The organism is Flavobacterium croceum DSM 17960 (genome assembly GCF_002917885.1).
In the GTDB taxonomy this organism is placed as follows: Bacteria; Bacteroidota; Bacteroidia; order Flavobacteriales; family Flavobacteriaceae; genus Flavobacterium; species Flavobacterium croceum.
On the sequence record NZ_PQNY01000014.1, the window covers coordinates 56,872 to 74,853 of the forward strand.

Sequence of the window (17,982 nt, forward strand, 5' to 3'; positions counted from 1 at the left end):
CGAATATGAACGAAATTACCATTACTACAACACAAAATGTTACCATAAATTTTAAAATTGCCGAATTCGGCGATCGCATGTTAGCGTTTTTAATAGATATTGGTTTAAAACTTTTATACTTTTATTTTTTGTATTTATTAATTTCACTTTTAAATTTAAAAACGTGGGTATCACATTTAGATGGTATGGAGTTAATGGCTTTTCTACTTACGGTAACGCTTCCTGCATCTTTATATGAACTAATTTTTGAATCGCTTTTTGAGGGGCAGACTATTGGAAAAAAAATAAGAAAAATTAAAGTGGTAAAAATAGATGGTTACCAAGCAAGTTTTTTAGATTATTTTATAAGATGGATAGCCTCAATAGTAGAAACCAATATTATTGGTTTAATTGTGTTTCTTGTAAGTAAAAAGGGGCAACGATTGGGCGATATTGCAGCAGGAACTACAGTTATTTCTTTACAAAATAAAATACGAATTGAGCACACAATTTTAGAAGAGATAGACACGCACTATATTCCTTTGTACCCTCTTGTAATCAAACTGTCAGATAATGATGTACGTATTATAAAAGATACATTTAATACGGCTTTAGCATCGCAAGATACAGCTACAATATCAAAGCTTAAATCAAAAATAGAAAGTGTAACAGGAGAAATAAATAAATCGGGAAACACCAACGATTTTATTCGTACAATACTGAAAGATTATAACTATTATACCCAAAATATGTAATCCTTTTTTAAATTGAGTAATTACCGTATAAAAATATATTCAAAAGAAGACGCAGCTATTTGGAATAATTTTGTTAGCAATGCAAAAAATGCTACATTTTTGTTTCATAGAGATTTTATGGAATATCATGCCAATAGGTTTGAAGATTTTTCTTTATTAATTTATAATAATCAAAAATTGTTAGCCATTTTGCCAGCCAATAGAGTAGCCTATCAAATCTACTCACATCAAGGGCTTACTTATGGCGGATTGCTTTATACAGACGAAATTAAACTACCCGTACTAGATGAAATTTTTAATGAACTTATTTTATTTTTAAAACAAAATAATTTTGAACATTTTATTTATAAAATTCCACCTTTAGTTTATCAATCTCAACCTTGTCAAGAAATCGAATATTTGTTATGGAAACATAAAGCGACAGTATTACAAAGAGAAATGGACTTGGTGGTACAACTTAGCGAACCTATTATACTTTCGAAGAATAAAAAATATTATTTCAAACGTTCGCAAGAAAAAGAGTTGGAATTTAAGCAAACAGGAGTTGAAGTATTTTGGAACGAATTGTTAATACCAAGACTAAAAGAAAAATATAATACCACACCTGTACATACATTGCAAGAGATAGAAAAACTGATCTTTTTATTTCCAAATAACATAAAGCAATACATGGTTTATTACAATGATAATGCCGTAGCAGGAATAACCATTTTTGAAACCCAACACGTTGCCAAAGCACAATATGCTGCAATTAATGAGTTGGGTGAAAGCGTTTGGGCATTAGATTATTTGTATCTTACTCTTTTTGAATATTATAAACGAAACAAAAAGTACTTTGATATGGGTACAGTGTCGGCCTCCAATCAATATGGCTACAATATATCGTTATTGCAAAACAAACTCAATTTGGGAGCAAAAATTGTAAATTTAGACACCTATAAAATTCAGTTATGATTCCATTTTTAGATTTACAAAAAATAAATGCGCAATATCAAAATGAATTTCAAGAAAAACTAAACCTTGTTTTAGAAAAAGGGTGGTTTATTTTGGGAGACGAAGTAACATTATTTGAACAAGAATTTGCAGAATATTGTGGTGTTAAGCACGCTGTAGGTGTGGGTAATGGTTTAGATGCATTGGTACTGATATTAAAAGCGTACATACAATTGGGTAAATTGCAAAAAGGAGATGAAGTAATAGTACCTTCTAATACTTATATAGCTACTATTTTGGCAATTTTGCAAGCTGATTTGGTTCCTGTTTTAGTTGAACCCAATAAAGATACATTCAACATAGATGTTTCTTTCATAGAGTTGTATATCACAAAAAAAACAAAAGCAATTATGCCTGTACACTTGTATGGCTGTTTGGCAGATATGCCTGCAATACAACATTTGGCGCAACAATATGATTTATTAGTAATTGAAGATGCGGCTCAAGCGCACGGTGCACAATATAATGGGATTAAGGCTGGAGCTTGGGGAAACGCTGCTGGATTTAGTTTTTATCCAGGTAAAAATTTAGGAGCTTTGGGCGACGCAGGTGCGGTAACAACCAATGACGACGCATTGGCTGAACTAGTAAGATGTTTACGTAATTATGGGTCTGTACAAAAATATAAAAATGATTATTTAGGCTATAATTCAAGGCTAGATGAACTACAGGCTGCATTTTTGAGAGTAAAATTACCTTTTTTGGATATTGAAAATAAACAAAGATTGCACATTGCTACAAGATATTGCCATGAAATAAAAAATTCTAAAATTATTCTGCCAAAATTACCCGTTGATAAAGAGCATGTTTTTCATCTTTTTGTAATTAGAACAAAAGATAGAGCACAACTTCAACATTATTTAGCACAGCACGATATACAAACGCTCATACATTACCCAATTGCACCACATAAGCAAAATGCTTTACAGCAATGGAATGAAAAATCATTTCCTATTTCCGAAAAAATACATCAAGAAGTGCTTAGTTTACCCATGTATGGTGTTTTATCTGATGCTCAAGTAGAAAAAATTATAACCACAGTAAATAACTACTAATTGTATATTTTAAAAAAAATAACACAAAAAGAATTGTTTAAAGTATTTTCTTTAAATAGCATTTCGGTTTTAGTAAAATTTATAGTGGGTTTTATTTCGGGTAAAGTAATGGCTGCTTATATTGGGCCACATGGAATGGGAATAGTGGGGAATTGGCGTACATTTTTTACTACTCTAGAAAATGTTGCTACTCTTGGTAGCAGTAACGGGATTATAAAGTATGTTTCTGAATATAAAACAGATACTGAAAAACTTAAAAAATTTGTGGCTACAACTACTATAACTCTTTTCTTTTGGAGTATTTGTATAAGTAGTGTATTATTTGTGTTCTCAGGCACTATAAGTCATTATTTGTGTAATAGTTTAGATTATGAACCTATTGTAAAATACACGAGTTTAGTGCTTCCTTGGTATATAGCATCATTTGTTTTTATGACTATTTTGAATGGTTTACAAAAATTTAGATTACTTATTTTATTAAATATAGTGAGCAACATACTTGTTTTGCTTTTATCTGTTTGGATTATAATGCATTATAAAACATCAGGAGCAATGTTTTCTATTTCTGTTGTGCCTGCTATTATGGTATGTATTACATTGTTTTTTGTATGGAAAAATTTGAATATATCTTTACAAAATTTTCAAAAAATTTATGTACTCCGTTTGTTAGAATTTTTAGCTATGTCATTAGCTTCTATGTTATTATTGCCTTTAGTACAACTGTATTTAAGAACCTATTTGGTACAACAACAATCGTTTGAAGTTGCAGGATATTATGAAGCTATTAGTAGAATTTCAAATTATTATATGCTTTTTATAACTACAATAATCAGTGTATATTTTTTTCCAAAATTGGCAACTTCAACTTCAAACAACGAAACAAAAACTATATTTCAAGATTATTTTAAAACAATAATACCTGTTTTTTTTGTTGGTTTGGTCGTTCTATATTTTTGTAGAGATTTTGTAATTAATTTATTATTTACGGCTAGTTTTAAACCAGTTTCAAATTTGTTTTTGTGGCAAGAAATTGGTGATTTCTTCAAAGCGATGTCTTTGATATTAGGATTTCAATTTTTTGCAAAAAAACTAACGTTTCCTTTTATTATTCTTGAAATTGTTTCGATTACAATTCTTTTATTACTATCGGTACTATTTATAAATATTTATGGTGTAAAAGGTATGGTAATCGGATATGCAGTTCATTACATTATCTATTTTTTACTACTTATAATTTATTTTAAAAACATAATTTTTAAAAAATAGCTAAGTAAATTACTTGGTTAAATCGCATTGAATTATTCTTGCCAAACGTTCAAGTATTTTTGAGCTACATGAATATAGTGGTGCTCTTTTTGAATAAAAGACTGAGCATGAGTGCCAATTTCAATTATTTTTTCAGGATTTTCTATAAGCCAAGATAATTTAGAAACTAAATAATTTACATCTGGCAGTGCATTTATAGCGACTTCATCTTCTTTTACATTATAATATGCCAAGAAAGGTTTATCTACACCAGTAAAAACTACTTTGCCCTTTGCCATAGCTTCTAGAGCATTATATCCTTGATCGTAACTAAAAACTTGGTCAAGTACTATATGTGCAGCCAAATATTCGGTAATATAAGTATAATAAGGTAAGTTTTCAACAGTTTTAATTTCTACTTTGTCAAGATATTTGTTTTGAATTATTTTAAGTGCTTCTTCAAAATATACAATTCCTTTTGCTGTAGAATTAAGTCTGTTTATACCTAAAAAAATGATAATTTTATCACGAATTTCTAAAGGTTTATATTTAGTAATAACAACCGGATTTGGTATTAAACCTTTGTATTTTTTTTCATGCTGTATAGCGTTTACATAATCTAAATCTGAAGCCGTAACACTTGCTATATTTTTATATACTAATTGATGCGTTTTGATATGATTTGGTTGCAAAAAACTTTTAAAAAAACGCAATTCTGAATGGTTGTTTGGTTTGTTTTGAAAAGGAGTTAGTATAGAGTAAGGTTCTGTGTGCGAGAATAGATGTTTAGCTACGTTATAGTCTAATCCACAACATAATAAATGTATTTTATGATTTTGTTGAAATAACTTTTTGAGTAAGATTCTTTCAAAAAAAGGTATAGTTTGTATAGGGGCTTCATTTATTAAATGTACATGATCATAATTTTTAAATTTCGGTAATAAAAAATAGAAACGAATCCCAATTTCGATAGATGCTATATCAAGGTAAAATAATTTGTAAATAGTTTTTCTAAATAATCGAGCTAATTTTAACTCAGCAATAATAGGTTTAGTCGAAAAATCGGAAGGAAAGTTTTTAAAATGATCTCCACTAGAAACCAAGCATACTTCGTGCCCCAATTTTTTTAAGCCTTCGGCTAGTGAATTGTGTAGTTTGCTAAATTCCCCTATCAGTAGTATTCTCAAAACAATAACTTATTCAGATAAAAATATCTCATTATATTTGTGGCTAAAATAGATAAAATTGCAGTTACATTCAAATAAATCAAGGCATATTGCTATAGTTTCCGATCATCTTGCAGGTGGCGGCGCCGAGAGGTTTTCTGCGATGTTATCTCTATTTTTAGAAAAAAACAACCAAAGCGTTACTCATATTTTAGTTCTCGACGAGATTGAATACGCCTATAGCGGAGCAGTCGTAAACTTGGGTAAAATTAAATCTCATAACGCTGGTTTTTGGAATAGAATAAAACGTTTTTTAGTATTATATAAAACATTTAAGGCCAATAAGTTTGATTGTATTATTGATACTAGAGTTAGAAGTAAATCGTGGCAAGAATGGTTTATTACAAAAATGATATTTAATACTCCTTATTTTGTTGTCGTTCATAGTTATAATACAGAGTTGTATTTTACCCAAAACAATTTTCTTGCAAAACGTATTTTTACTCATGCAACAAAAATTATTGGAGTGTCAAAAGCCATTACAAATAAAATAGAGCAACGTTATAAATACCCAAGCAAATACATTTCAATAGCGATAGATTTATCAGTAATAGATGCATTGAAAGATGAAGCATTAGATATTCATTTTTCATACATTTTGGCTGTAGGAAGTATGCATACAGATGTAAAACAATATGATGTTTTGTTAAAAATGTATTCGCAGTCTAGCTTAATGGCGCAAAATATTCATTTAATATTGCTAGGCGAGGGCAAACTTATGTCAAAATATATAAAATTAGCATCAGATTTAGATATAGAAAATTATGTTCATTTTTTGGGAAGAAAAAGCAATCCATATCATTACTTTAAGAATGCGTTGTTTACTGTTTTAACGAGTAAATTTGAAGGGTTTCCTACCGTATTATTAGAGTCGCTAGCTTGCAATACACCTGTTGTGGCTTTCAATTGCATGTCTGGCCCAGATGAAATAATAAGCAATCGAGAAAACGGTTTAATAATAGAACCTAAAAATCAAGAAGCATTTATAGATGCACTCAATACGTTTTATGCAAACAAAGATTTATATTTACATTGTAAAAACAACGCTAGAGCGAGTGTACTACAATACAATATTGAAGAAATAGGAAATAAATGGTTACAATTGTTGCATGAACATGGATTATAAAATTATAGAAATACCCAAAGTTGAAGATTATAGAGGCAATCTTGCTATTATAGAAAAGAAAGTTTTACCCTATACGTTTAAGCGAGTTTATTATTTATACGATGTACCGAGTACGGCTCACAGGGGCGGTCATGCACACAAACAACATCAAGAATTTTTAGTTGCTATTTCGGGTAGTTTTGATGTGGTTTTAGATACAGGAACAGAGCGAACAACAATAACCTTAAATAAACCCGATAAAGGCTTGTTTATTCCCACAAATATGTGGAGAGAGTTAGAAAATTTCTCATCTGGAGCTGTTTGTTTGGTATTGGCATCACATGAATTTGAAGAAAGCGATTATATACGAGAGTACGATGAGTTTTTGGCATGGATAAAATAAGAGTTTTATTTATAGTTCCCAAAGCCAATAGGGCAGGAGGTGTTGCCAAAGTTTTGTCTATGAGAGCCAATTATTTTTGTAGAGAATTTGGTTACGAAGTAGGTATATTAACGCAAAACGAAGGTCATGAAAATCCGTTTTTTGCATTCGATTCGCGCATATCATTTTTTGATATTAAACTCAAAAAAAACTTATTTTTCATTTTTCATTATAAAAAACAAGTAGAAAAAATACAAAATCAGTTTAAACCCGATGTGATTTTATTGTTAGATAATGGCTTAAAGGCCTTTTTATTTCCATTTTTTATTAAAAAAATATGTCCAGTAGTTTTTGAAATACATGCTTCAAAATGGGTTGTAGAATTTGCAATTCAAAATTACGTATCAAAAATAAAGTATTCTTTTCAGCAGTTTATTCGAAATTTTGGTATCCGTAAACATGATAATATTGTGTATTTATCTAAATTATCTGAAAAAGAATGGAATAAAAAAGGAGAAATTATTTCCAATCCAATAGTTTTAAGTGACCATATTACAAATGTAAATCAGAAAAGAGTATTGTGTATTACCCGAAATTCTTACGAAAAAGGTGTAGACCGATTACTAGAAATTTGGAGTCAAATTGAAAGTGAATTTTTAGATTGGAGTTTGTATATTTTTATTGAAAATGAAGGATATTTTAACTTAGAATCTTTAAAAAACAAATTCAATACGCAACGGGTTGTTTTTAACGTTCCTACGCTAGATGTAGAAAAAGAATACCTTAGCAGTTCAATTTTTGCAATGACATCTCGACAAGAAGGTATGCCAATGGTATTACTAGAAGCGAGTAATTATGGCGTTCCTATAATTGCTTATGACTGCCCGGTTGGTCCCGCTTCTATACTCACAAAACAAAACGGAATATTAATAGAGAACAATAATAGTAAGGTTTTTGTAGAGAATCTATCTCATCTTATGTCTACTAATGATTTAAGAGATACATTAAGTAAACAAGCTAAAGAATCTAGTAAACAATATGATATAAATAGAGTTGCTCTTAAATGGAAAGTTTATTTGGAATCTCTCATTGATAAACAAAATGTACCCAACTTATATAAGTCTAAATAAAATAAACTTGGTTTAGCACTTAAAATATTTTTTCTGAATAAAGGCTTACATATTGTAAAGAAATATATAAATAAATTTGTTAAATAGTATTTTTGTAGTATTTGGAATGCTTTTATTATTTTACTTTCCTGAGCACTCATTTGATTTTGTTTGTATAAAATAGATAAGTTTAATACAGACTCAACTACCTTATTAAAATAGACCTCAGATTTTTCTAAACCTAAATGATATATTGGGTTTTCAATATGCAATATAGGTTTGTTATTTTTTTTAATATCGTTTATAAACAGGATATCGTCATATCCATATTTTGTTAAATTACTTTCAAAACGCAAATTTGGTATGGCACTTTTTTTATAATATAAATTTGAAGTAAAAGCCGTATTATATGGGTTATTTATTCTTTTGTGCAATGGTATTGCCTCGCGATTTACACCATAAAAATAACGTAATTCAAAGCCTTTTTCGTAATTTTCTTTATAGTTCCAACCGCCAAAAACAAACGGATTTTCATCAAGATTAAGTTCTACATAAGTACTTATAAAGTTGTTATTAACAGGAAGTGTATCAACATCTAAAAATAATATTTTATCGCCTTTTGATTTTTCTATTAAAATATTTCTATTTAAGCACCAACCTTGTCTCGAATCATTTACATCATAATAACAGTTTTCCCATGTATTTATTATAGCGTTTTGGGCAACTAAAGTGCTGTTTTTATCATCTTCTTGAACTCTTATTTCAAAATAGATATTGGCTTGTGTAGCTTGTTTATGTAGCTGACTAACAAGCGGAAGAATATCATAATTATATGTAGGAATAAGTATAGAAAGCATAGAGCAAAACTACATTTTTATATTGTAAAAAATGAGAAAAGCCAACAAAAGTTGGCTCATCTACAAAACAATTAATAAACTAAAACTAGAAACAATAACTATTTGCTGCAATTAATTTTGAAGCAATAGTTTCTCTTAAACCAACAATATTTGGCATGTTGGTATATTTTGTAAAGCGGCGTAATCCCATAAGCATCATGCGTTGTTCGTCACCTTCAGCAAAAGAAATAATACTTTCTTTTCCTCTCAACGAAACAATATCAACGGCTTTGTATAAATACAATTTAGACATTGCAATTTGTTCTTTTGCTTGATCTTCGCCTACTTTTTTAGCTAATTTTTCGGTTCTTAAAATGGCGCTTTCTGCCATATAAATTTCAATTAACATATCGGCAGCAGCAGTTAATAATTGTTGATGCGAGTCTAAGTCCATTCCATATTTTTGAACCGCAGCACCAGCAACCATCAAGAATGCTTTTTTCAATTTGCTCACCATTTCTTTTTCTTCTGAAAATAATTCAGAATAATCAGGTGTGTCAAAAGATGGAATTCCCATTAATTCTTCTTGCACTTTCATAGCAGGACCAAGCAAATCAACGTGACCTTTCATTGCTTTTTTAATAAGCATTCCAACCGAAAGCATTCTGTTGATTTCGTTTGTTCCTTCATAGATACGAGCAATACGAGCATCGCGCCAAGCACTTTCCATTGGTGTATCTTCAGAGAATCCCATTCCACCATAAATTTGAATTCCTTCGTCAGCACAATTTTGAATATCTTCTGAAACTGCCACTTTTAGAATGGAACATTCAATAGCAAATTCTTCAACACCCTTTAATTCGGCTTCTTGATGAGTTGCACCTTCAGCTTCACGAATTTTAATTCTGTTTTCAATGTCTTTTGCAGCACGATAGGTCGCACTTTCTCCAGCATAAGCAGAAGTTGCCATTTCGGCCAATTTGTAACGAATAGCACCAAATGATGAAATAGGCGTGTTAAACTGTATTCTTTCGTTTGCATAATTAATGGCGTTTGAAGTCACACGACGTTGGGCATCTAAACACGCTGCTGCCAATTTGATACGACCAACATTCAGTGCATTCATTGCTATTTTGAAACCTTCTCCACGACCAGCCAACATATTTTCTACAGGAACTTTTGTTTCGTTAAAAAATACCTGACGAGTAGAAGAAGCACGAATTCCTAATTTATGTTCTTCTTCGTTCATTGAAATTCCATTACTTGGATCATTTTCTACAATGAAACCAGTGATGTTTTTATCATCTTCAATTCGAGCAAAAACAATAAAAAGCGAACAAAAGCCTGCATTTGAAATCCACATTTTTTGCCCTGTTATTTTGTAATGCGTTCCATCTTCAGAAAGAACTGCTTTTGTTTTACCTGAATTGGCATCACTTCCTGCGCCTGGTTCTGTTAAGCAATACGCTCCAAACCATTCTCCCGAAGCTAATTTTGGTACATATTTTTGCTTTTGTTCTTCGGTTCCATACAAAGTAATTGGCATTGTTCCAATTCCGGTATGTGCACCAAATGCTGTTGAAAATGAACCTGTTGCTCCCGAAATATAATCGCAAACTAAACAAGTATCAACAAATCCCATTCCCATTCCGCCATAATTTTCGGGAACGGCAACACTTAAAAAGCCCATTTCACCTGCTTTTCGCATCATTGCTTCTGTAAAGGCATAATCTTTATGCTCAAATCGGTCTTTGTTTGGCCAAATTTCTTTGTCTACAAATTCTTTTACAGAATCACGCATCATGATTTGCTCTTCTGAGAAATCTTCGGGTGTAAAGACATTTTCACATTTGGTTTCTTTGATGAGGAATTGTCCTCCACGAGTTATATCTTCCATTTTTTTATGTTTTTAGATGATAGAGAATAGACGAATAGATATGATAGACGAAACTATTAATCATCAATATGTTATTTATTTAATGTGTTTTGAAATGACATTGTTGCTTTTTGAAATTCTTCTATTTTTATTTCAATATTGTTTGTTATTTCATTTGTAATATATTTTCTATGATTAGCTAATAATAATTGTGTTTGTAATTCAAAAGATGAGCCTAAAGCTATATCAATAAAATGACTAAAAGACTTGTCAGTTCTACTTGAACCTTCTGCTATATTTGAAGGTAATGAAATTGAACATCTGTCCATTTGACTTTTTAAACCAAATTTTTCAGCAACTGGAAAAGTATCCGTAATATCCATAACTATTTTGGCAATTTCTATGCTCATTTGCCATATTTTAAGTTTCTTGAAATTGTGTCTTTTAAAGTCAATCATTTTTAGTCTATTATCTCTAGGTCTATTATCTTTTGTCTCTTTTACAATAATTCAAATATTCCCGCAGAGCCTTGACCTGTTCCTACACACATACTTACAATTCCGTATTTTGATTTTCTTAATTGCATTTCGTCAAATAATTGCACTGATAATTTTGCTCCTGTACAACCCAGTGGATGCCCTAGTGCAATCGCACCTCCATTTACGTTTACGATATCTGGATTTAAACCTAATTCTCTAACAACTGCTAATGATTGTGATGCAAAAGCTTCATTTAATTCGATTAAATCAATATCATTCAAAGATAACCCTGCTTGTTTTAAGGCTTTTGGAATTGCTTTTACTGGTCCAATTCCCATAATTCTTGGTTCAACTCCTGCAGATGCAAAATTTACTAATCGTGCGATAGGAGTAACCCCTAATTCTTTTACTAATTCTTCACTCATAATTAGTACAAAAGCTGCACCATCACTCATTTGAGAAGAATTACCGGCTGTTACAGAACCATCAGCGGCAAACACAGGTTTAAGTTTTCCTAAAGCTGCAAGGTTGGTGTCAGCTCTTGGTCCTTCGTCTTTGTTTACTACATACGATTTGGTTTCTTTTTTACCATTTTCGTTAATAAACGTTTGTTCTACTGTAATGGGAACAATTTGGTTATCAAATTTGCCTGTTGCTTGTGCTTTCAATGCTTTTTGATGTGAATTGTAAGCAAACTCATCTTGATCTTCACGAGAAACGTTGAATTGTTTCGCAACGGCTTCGGCAGTCAATCCCATTCCCCAATAGTAATCTTCATGACCTTCTTTTGCTACTGCGTAATCTGGTGTTGGTTTGTAGCCTCCCATTGGAATAAAACTCATACTTTCGGCTCCACCAGCAATGATGCAATTTGCCATTCCGCTTTGAATTTTGGCAGTTGCCATTCCGATAGTTTCCAAACCTGAGGCACAGTATCTATTTACTGTTACACCCGGAACATCAGTAACTTTTAATCCCATTAATGAAATTAATCGTCCTACGTTTAATCCTTGTTCGGCTTCTGGCATGGCATTTCCTACCATTACGTCGTCGATACGAGTTTTATCGAAATTAGGAAATTGAGCCATCATGTGTTCGATGGTTTCTGCTGCTAATTCGTCAGGTCGTTTGAAACGGAAAACTCCTTTTGGCGCTTTTCCAACGGCTGTTCTAAAGCCTGATACTATATATGCTGTTTTCATTTTTTTTAGATAATAGAAGAAAGAAGAAAGAGAAAAATGATTTTTTAAATTTTATTTCTTTCTTCTTGCCTCTTGGTTCTTTTATTAATTTCTCAACGGTTTTCCTTTAGTTAGCATGAATTGAATTCTTTCTAACGTTTTTCTTTCTGTACACAAACTCAAGAATGCTTCTCTTTCAATATCCAACAAATATTGTTCACTTACTAATGTCGGTTCTGATAAATCGCCTCCTGCCATAACGTAAGCCAGTTTGTTGGCAATTTTTAAATCGTGTTCGGAGATGTATTTTCCAGCTACCATTTGATTGGTTCCAACTAAGAACATTCCGAGTGCTTGTTTACCCAAAACTTTGATATCGGTTCTTCTTACTGGTTGTGTGTAACCTTGATCGGCCATTTGCAATGCCACTTGTTTCGCAACAGCAATTTGACGGTCTTTGTTTACTACCACAATATCTTTTCCTTTTTGTAAGATTCCTAAATCGAAAGCTTCGTAAGCGGATGTTGCCACTTTTGCCATTCCGATAGTTAGGAAATTTTCTTGTAATACATTCAACTCTACATCGTTTTTACGGAACAAGTCGGAAGCACGTAAAGCCATTTCTTTAGAGCCTCCACCACCAGGAATTACACCAACTCCAAATTCTACTAAACCAATATAGGTTTCTGCTGCAGCTACAACTCTATCGGCGTGCATAGTCATTTCGCAACCACCACCAAGTGTCATGCCGTGTGGTGCTACTACAACTGGAATTGCTGAATAACGCACACGCATCATTGTGTCTTGGAACATTTTGATAGCCATGTTTAATTCGTCGTACTCTTGTTCGACTGCCATCATAAAAATCATTCCGATATTAGCTCCAACAGAGAAATTAGTACCTTGATTTCCAATTACTAATCCTTTATACTCTTTTTCGGCTAAGTCAATAGCTTTGTTTATTGCTGTTAAAACGCCACCTCCAATAGTGTTCATTTTAGAATGAAATTCTAAATTTAAAATTCCATCTCCTAAGTCTATAATTGTAGCATCTGAATTTCCCCAAACTTTATGATTTTCTCTTATATTGTCTAATATGATAAAAGCATCTTGACCTGGTTTTTCTTCTTGTGATTTGGTACCAATATTGTAAAAATATGTTTTACCATTTTTAACAGAATAGAACGATTTGTTTTCTGAAATCAACATATCGGTTACCCAAGCTGCTGGTTTGTAACCTTCGGCTTCCATCATAGCAATGGATTTTTCTACACCAATAGCATCCCAAATTTCAAATGGACCATTTTCCCAACCAAAGCCCGCTTTCATGGCATCGTCTATTTTGTAGAATTCGTCTGTAATTTCTGGAACTCTATTTGAACAATAGGCAAACATTGCCGAGAAATTCTTTCTGTAAAAATCGCCTGCTTTGTCTTTTCCTTTTACTAAAACTTTAAATCTGTCGATAGGCTTATCGATTGTTTTAGTCAATTCTAAAGTGGTAAAAGATGCTTTTTTTGCTGCTCTATATTCTAATGTATCTAAATCTAAAGACAATATATCTTTACCTTCTTTTTTATAAAACCCTTGACCAGTTTTGCTTCCTAACCATTTGTTTTCCATCATTTTGTTGATAAAGTCTGGAAGTTTGAATAGTTCGTGCGCTTCGTCATTGGGGCAACCTTCATACAAACCATTGGCTACATGAACCAATGTGTCTAAGCCAACCACATCTACAGTTCTAAAAGTTGCCGATTTTGGACGACCAATAACAGGGCCTGTTAATTTATCGACTTCTTCAATGGTTAATCCCATTTGTTTTACCAAATGAAACAAACTTTGAATTCCAAAAACACCTATTCGGTTACCAATAAATGCGGGTGTATCTTTGGCAACTACTGAAGTTTTTCCTAAAAATTTAGAACCATAATCAAACAGAAAATCTAATACTTCTTGTGATGTTTTTGGTCCTGGAATAATCTCGAATAATTTTAAATAACGTGCCGGATTGAAGAAATGCGTTCCGCAGAAATGCGCTTGAAAATCGTCGCTTCTGCCTTCGCTCATAAATTTGATAGGAATACCAGAGGTGTTTGACGTTACCAAAGTACCTAGTTTTCGGAATTTGTCGATTTGTTCAAACACTATTTTTTTAATGTCTAAACGTTCTACAACCACTTCGATAATCCAATCGCAAGTTGCAATTTTAGGCATATCATCGGTAGTGTTTCCTGTGGTAATTCGACTCGCAAATTTCTGACTGTAAATGGGTGATGGATTACTTTTTAAAGCATTGGCCAAATGTTCATTTACAATTCGGTTACGAACGGATTTGCTTTCCAATGTTAATCCTTTCTTTTCTTCAGCTTCTGTAAGTGTATTCGGCACAATATCTAGAAGTAGTACTTCTACACCGATATTTGCAAAATGACACGCAATTCCAGAACCCATAATTCCAGATCCTACAACGGCTACTTTTTTAATTATTCGTTTCATTTTTATTAGATGAAAGAAGAAAGACCGCTGCGCTACAAGTGGCAAGACTAACTTTCTTCATGTTATTATTATATTGTTCTTTAATACAAGAAGCAAGATTCTTTTATACAAATGCTTTTCTTTCTTCTTGTTTCTTCTTCTATTTCTAATTCTAAAAAATCTTTTTCTCTGTTATTAAATCATTAATAGTTTCGGCTACTTCCATAAAATGGTTTAGTTTTTCTTCTGATATGTTTTTTTTGACTGCTTCATTAAATTTTAAAACGGTTAGTTTGGATAATTCTCTTTTTTCTTTACCTAAGTCTGTAAGATATATAAGTACACCTCTACCATCGTCTGGATTTTTTTTTCTAATAATAAGTCCTTTTTCTTCTAGACTTTTTAAAGTACGAGTAAGTGATGTAGCTTCCATGCCCATACGGTTACTTATGTAACTTGATGGAGTACCATCTTCTTTATCTATGCTAAGTAAAGCAAAGCCTATAGCCATAGATCCATCAAATTTTGATGCTTCTTCATTATACATACGAGCAACGGCTTGCCATGTAGATCTTAGTGCGTAATCTATAGTTTTCTCTTTCATATTTTACGAAATCGTTTTCAAATGTACTTAAAAATACTATGCACGCATAATAAAATATGTTAAATTTTATGCACGCATAGTATTTTTTGTAAAAAAAGTGTTTTAAACAATTTATATGTAATGGCTGTAGTTTAAACAGTCTCTCTATATTTATTGTTATTAAATTGATAATTGTAGGTATTTTTTTATAATTTTTTAAATATTATATATAGGTAATTAATTTTATTTTGATGGTAGTAGAATTTACTTTGATACCATATATTGTATAAGATATATTACATATCAAGAATTCAAAATATAATTAAGTTGTAGTATATTTGATTTGTTTTAGTACCACTATGCCATGAAAAAAAATCTAGTATGTTGTTTCGCATTTAGCTTTGTATCGTGTTATACCAAATTTCAAACAGTGCCTACGCGCTATAATTATTCCAATTCTGTGAGTTTTACTATTGATAAAGTAGAGGAGGGACATACTATTGCTGTGGGTAACGGGTCATACAACTCTAAGAGAGGTTCTAAATTTGTTTTTGTTTATATGACTTTTACGAATGCATCACAAGAAAAACAGGATTTAAACTTTCATGAGTTTTATTTGTTAAATCCTCGAAATAAAACCAAATATGGTGTAGAATGGGCAATGATTCTTGGACCTGTAAATGTATTTGCTAATTTAAATTCAAATATTGCAAAAGATGATAAGAAGAAAAGAAAGTTAGTATTTATTTTTCCAGAAGAAGATAAAGCTCAAAAGCTTATGGTAAAAGACAGTATTGTAGGTATACACTATGTCAATTAAAACTGTAAAACAGGCTTTATGTGTTTAGTTTATTATTATGATAATTAAAAATTAACTTTATAATGATTAAGTAGATATTAATATTATTTTAATAAAATATTTAAGTTAAAAGATATTAATGATCACTCGTTAATAAATATTTCCTTAAACTTTTTCATTACATTTTTTGGAGAAAATTCCTCAGAATACATATCCCATATTTGCTTGGTTGAAGGTTCAAAATTTTCTAAAATGTTAATTAATTCTTTGGAGTTGTTGTATATTATCGCTTTATCTTGTAAAATTTCTAAATGAGCTTTTTCGTCAGATAACCCCCATGTTATAATAGGTTTGTTTTTTATAGAAAATTCACCTATCGCAATGCCAAAACTTTCTCCTTGTACTCTAGCATGTATATAAGCGTCACATGTATTAATAAATTTTAATTTATAATGTTCGTCTATTGTACTAGATAAGAAAATAATATTTTTATATGGTCTAAAAATATTTCTTTTAACAAAAGAATTAGTTCCTAGAAATAGAAAATAAACTTTTTTTTTTGTTCTTGAAAAATTTTTGATTACTTCTTGCACAAATTTAATATCGAATGTTTCTGCACCACCATGTCTTCCAAATACAATTGCATCATTAGGAATATTTAGTTCGCTACGTAAATCAAAATTATGATTTGGCAAATCAATAATGTGAGGGACATAATTTGAATCAGAGTTGGTCATCAATTTTGACAACCACTTTGAAACATAAGAATAAACATCTCCATGAGGCTCATAACATTTAAAAACAGTATGTATTGCGGTTTTACAGTTTTTTGAAATAATGTTATCATTATATCCATATTTTATTGCATAAAATAAATCAACTTTTTCTTTTTCTATTATTTTGTCTATTTCTTTAATTTCATTGTATTCTATAACTTTAAATCTGTTCTTAAATTTTTTAACAGCTTCGTCAAAATTATTTTCATTAGATTTATTATATAATATAATAGATTCATTATTTAAAATCTGCTCATTATAATGAGCATAATCATAGAGAGCTTTTGAAGTACCTCTATATGATAATTGATTTTCATGAAATAATATTTTCATAGTATATAAAATTTTAATATTTATGTTAAGACATGATTATTTGTCAAAATTACAAATTATTTTGCGCAGGCTTTATAATTAATTAATTTGGTTAATGTAAAAGGATTAGATATTGACAAAATTTCCTATTTTAAGGATTTGATTATTAAAAGCAATTTATGTGTATACAAAAATAATTAAAATTATTTTATGTTTTAGAAGTTATTTGAATTATAAATTAGAACATAATAGTGAATAATCTTATTCAAAAACAGTCATATTAAGATTACTAATTGTTATTGATTATTAAAGACCGTGAGTTCGATATAAAACACTAAAAAATTGCATAAAAAAGCAAAAACCAGTTCATTTAAAGTATTGAAATTTAAATAATTAAATTTACTCATACTTTCGCAAGATAAAATCACACAATATTTTTGTTCTATAGATGATTTTTGCAAAGATTTTGTTGCTCCAAACTGGGAAAATCAATTAATTTTTAATAAGAAATAACGAATCAAAAAATCCAATTTATCGCTTTCAGAAATCATTACAATTCAAATCCTTTTTCATGTTTCAGGCTATAGAAATTTTAAAATTTTTTATATGGATTCTTTTACTAAATCTTTAACATCCAAATCTCCAAAATTAGTAGTTATAATAAATTGATTTACCTACAAAAAACATCTTTTATACCTATGATGATTTATTTAAAGAACAAAATTGCTTTTTTTCTCAAGTAAAAAGCGCCTTGAATTGGACTTACTAATTTGGTTTTCATATTCTTTCTTAACTTTGTTACAAGATTAATTCCAT

The 17,982-nt window shown here is 30.6% G+C and carries 16 protein-coding genes and 2 pseudogenes; 9 read left to right on the plus strand and 9 right to left on the minus strand.

Going from position 1 to position 17,982, the window contains the following annotated elements; genetic code table 11:
• The first annotated feature begins 5 nt into the window (after nt 1–5).
• The 4 genes from Q361_RS10760 to Q361_RS10775 are packed head-to-tail and all read left to right on the plus strand — an operon-like array spanning nt 6 to nt 4,048.
• Entirely contained in the window at nt 6–734 is a 729-nt protein-coding gene (locus tag Q361_RS10760; RefSeq protein ID WP_103726737.1) for an RDD family protein, read from the plus strand.
• A gap of 12 nt (nt 735–746) precedes the next feature.
• On the plus strand, nt 747–1,688 hold the full coding sequence (locus Q361_RS10765) for a FemAB family protein (RefSeq protein ID WP_103726738.1): 942 nt from the start codon (nt 747–749) through the stop codon (nt 1,686–1,688).
• Nucleotides 1,685–2,782, plus strand: a complete 1,098-nt coding sequence (locus Q361_RS10770) for a DegT/DnrJ/EryC1/StrS family aminotransferase (RefSeq protein ID WP_103726739.1) — start codon at nt 1,685–1,687, stop codon at nt 2,780–2,782. The genes Q361_RS10765 and Q361_RS10770 overlap by 4 nt, the downstream gene beginning before the upstream one ends.
• The gene (locus tag Q361_RS10775; RefSeq protein WP_103726740.1) at nt 2,783–4,048 is read left to right on the plus strand and encodes an O-antigen translocase; all 1,266 of its coding nucleotides are present in this window, start codon (nt 2,783–2,785) and stop codon (nt 4,046–4,048) included.
• Between the two features lie 32 nt (nt 4,049–4,080).
• On the opposite strand, the gene Q361_RS10780 is transcribed toward Q361_RS10775, so the two are convergent.
• Nucleotides 4,081–5,214 carry a glycosyltransferase gene (locus tag Q361_RS10780; protein WP_103726741.1) on the minus strand — a complete coding sequence of 378 codons (1,134 nt, stop codon included), beginning with the start codon at nt 5,212–5,214 and terminating at the stop codon, nt 4,081–4,083.
• A gap of 58 nt (nt 5,215–5,272) precedes the next feature.
• Between Q361_RS10780 and Q361_RS10785 the strand changes: the two genes are divergently transcribed.
• Genes Q361_RS10785 through Q361_RS10795 form a run of 3 tightly spaced genes read left to right on the plus strand, consistent with a single transcriptional unit; the run spans nt 5,273 to nt 7,870 of the window.
• Nucleotides 5,273–6,379, plus strand: a complete 1,107-nt coding sequence (locus Q361_RS10785) for a glycosyltransferase (RefSeq protein WP_146047007.1) — start codon at nt 5,273–5,275, stop codon at nt 6,377–6,379.
• Nucleotides 6,369–6,761 carry a sugar 3,4-ketoisomerase gene (locus Q361_RS10790; protein WP_103726743.1) on the plus strand — a complete coding sequence of 131 codons (393 nt, stop codon included), beginning with the start codon at nt 6,369–6,371 and terminating at the stop codon, nt 6,759–6,761. Before Q361_RS10785 ends, Q361_RS10790 begins: the two co-directional genes overlap by 11 nt.
• Nucleotides 6,749–7,870 carry a glycosyltransferase gene (locus Q361_RS10795; protein WP_103726744.1) on the plus strand — a complete coding sequence of 374 codons (1,122 nt, stop codon included), beginning with the start codon at nt 6,749–6,751 and terminating at the stop codon, nt 7,868–7,870. The genes Q361_RS10790 and Q361_RS10795 overlap by 13 nt, the downstream gene beginning before the upstream one ends.
• Here the strand turns inward: Q361_RS10795 and Q361_RS10800 are convergent.
• From Q361_RS10800 to Q361_RS10825, 6 genes are all read right to left on the minus strand, one after another.
• The gene (locus tag Q361_RS10800) at nt 7,813–8,706 is read right to left on the minus strand and encodes a glycosyltransferase family A protein (protein ID WP_103726745.1); all 894 of its coding nucleotides are present in this window, start codon (nt 8,704–8,706) and stop codon (nt 7,813–7,815) included. The two genes, Q361_RS10795 and Q361_RS10800, sit on opposite strands and share 58 nt — an antisense overlap.
• Nucleotides 8,707–8,791: 85 nt before the next feature.
• Nucleotides 8,792–10,582 (minus strand): acyl-CoA dehydrogenase family protein, encoded by a 1,791-nt coding sequence (locus Q361_RS10805; protein WP_103726746.1) that lies wholly within the window; start codon nt 10,580–10,582, stop codon nt 8,792–8,794.
• Between the two features lie 71 nt (nt 10,583–10,653).
• Nucleotides 10,654–11,019 carry a four helix bundle protein gene (locus tag Q361_RS10810; RefSeq protein ID WP_103726747.1) on the minus strand — a complete coding sequence of 122 codons (366 nt, stop codon included), beginning with the start codon at nt 11,017–11,019 and terminating at the stop codon, nt 10,654–10,656.
• A 41-nt stretch (nt 11,020–11,060) separates the two neighbouring features.
• Nucleotides 11,061–12,242: an acetyl-CoA C-acyltransferase gene (locus tag Q361_RS10815; RefSeq protein WP_103726748.1), complete on the minus strand. Its 1,182-nt coding sequence runs from the start codon at nt 12,240–12,242 to the stop codon at nt 11,061–11,063.
• 84 nt (nt 12,243–12,326) lie between these two features.
• The gene (locus tag Q361_RS10820) at nt 12,327–14,717 is read right to left on the minus strand and encodes a 3-hydroxyacyl-CoA dehydrogenase/enoyl-CoA hydratase family protein (protein ID WP_103726749.1); all 2,391 of its coding nucleotides are present in this window, start codon (nt 14,715–14,717) and stop codon (nt 12,327–12,329) included.
• A gap of 151 nt (nt 14,718–14,868) precedes the next feature.
• Nucleotides 14,869–15,300: a MarR family winged helix-turn-helix transcriptional regulator gene (locus Q361_RS10825; protein WP_103726750.1), complete on the minus strand. Its 432-nt coding sequence runs from the start codon at nt 15,298–15,300 to the stop codon at nt 14,869–14,871.
• A 343-nt stretch (nt 15,301–15,643) separates the two neighbouring features.
• Between Q361_RS10825 and Q361_RS10830 the strand changes: the two genes are divergently transcribed.
• Entirely contained in the window at nt 15,644–16,099 is a 456-nt protein-coding gene (locus Q361_RS10830; protein ID WP_103726751.1) for a DUF4352 domain-containing protein, read from the plus strand.
• A gap of 122 nt (nt 16,100–16,221) precedes the next feature.
• Here the strand turns inward: Q361_RS10830 and Q361_RS10835 are convergent, their stop codons facing one another.
• Complete coding sequence (locus tag Q361_RS10835; protein ID WP_103726752.1) at nt 16,222–17,187, minus strand: glycosyltransferase; 966 nt, start codon at nt 17,185–17,187, stop codon at nt 16,222–16,224.
• Between the two features lie 384 nt (nt 17,188–17,571).
• Here Q361_RS10835 and Q361_RS14040 point away from each other — a divergent pair.
• A pseudogene (locus tag Q361_RS14040) lies at nt 17,572–17,888 on the plus strand (IS982 family transposase); the annotation flags it as partial.
• On the opposite strand, the pseudogene Q361_RS14045 reads toward Q361_RS14040, so the two are convergent.
• Nucleotides 17,885–17,982: pseudogene (locus Q361_RS14045) on the minus strand (IS982 family transposase); the annotation flags it as partial. The pseudogenes Q361_RS14040 and Q361_RS14045 overlap by 4 nt on opposite strands.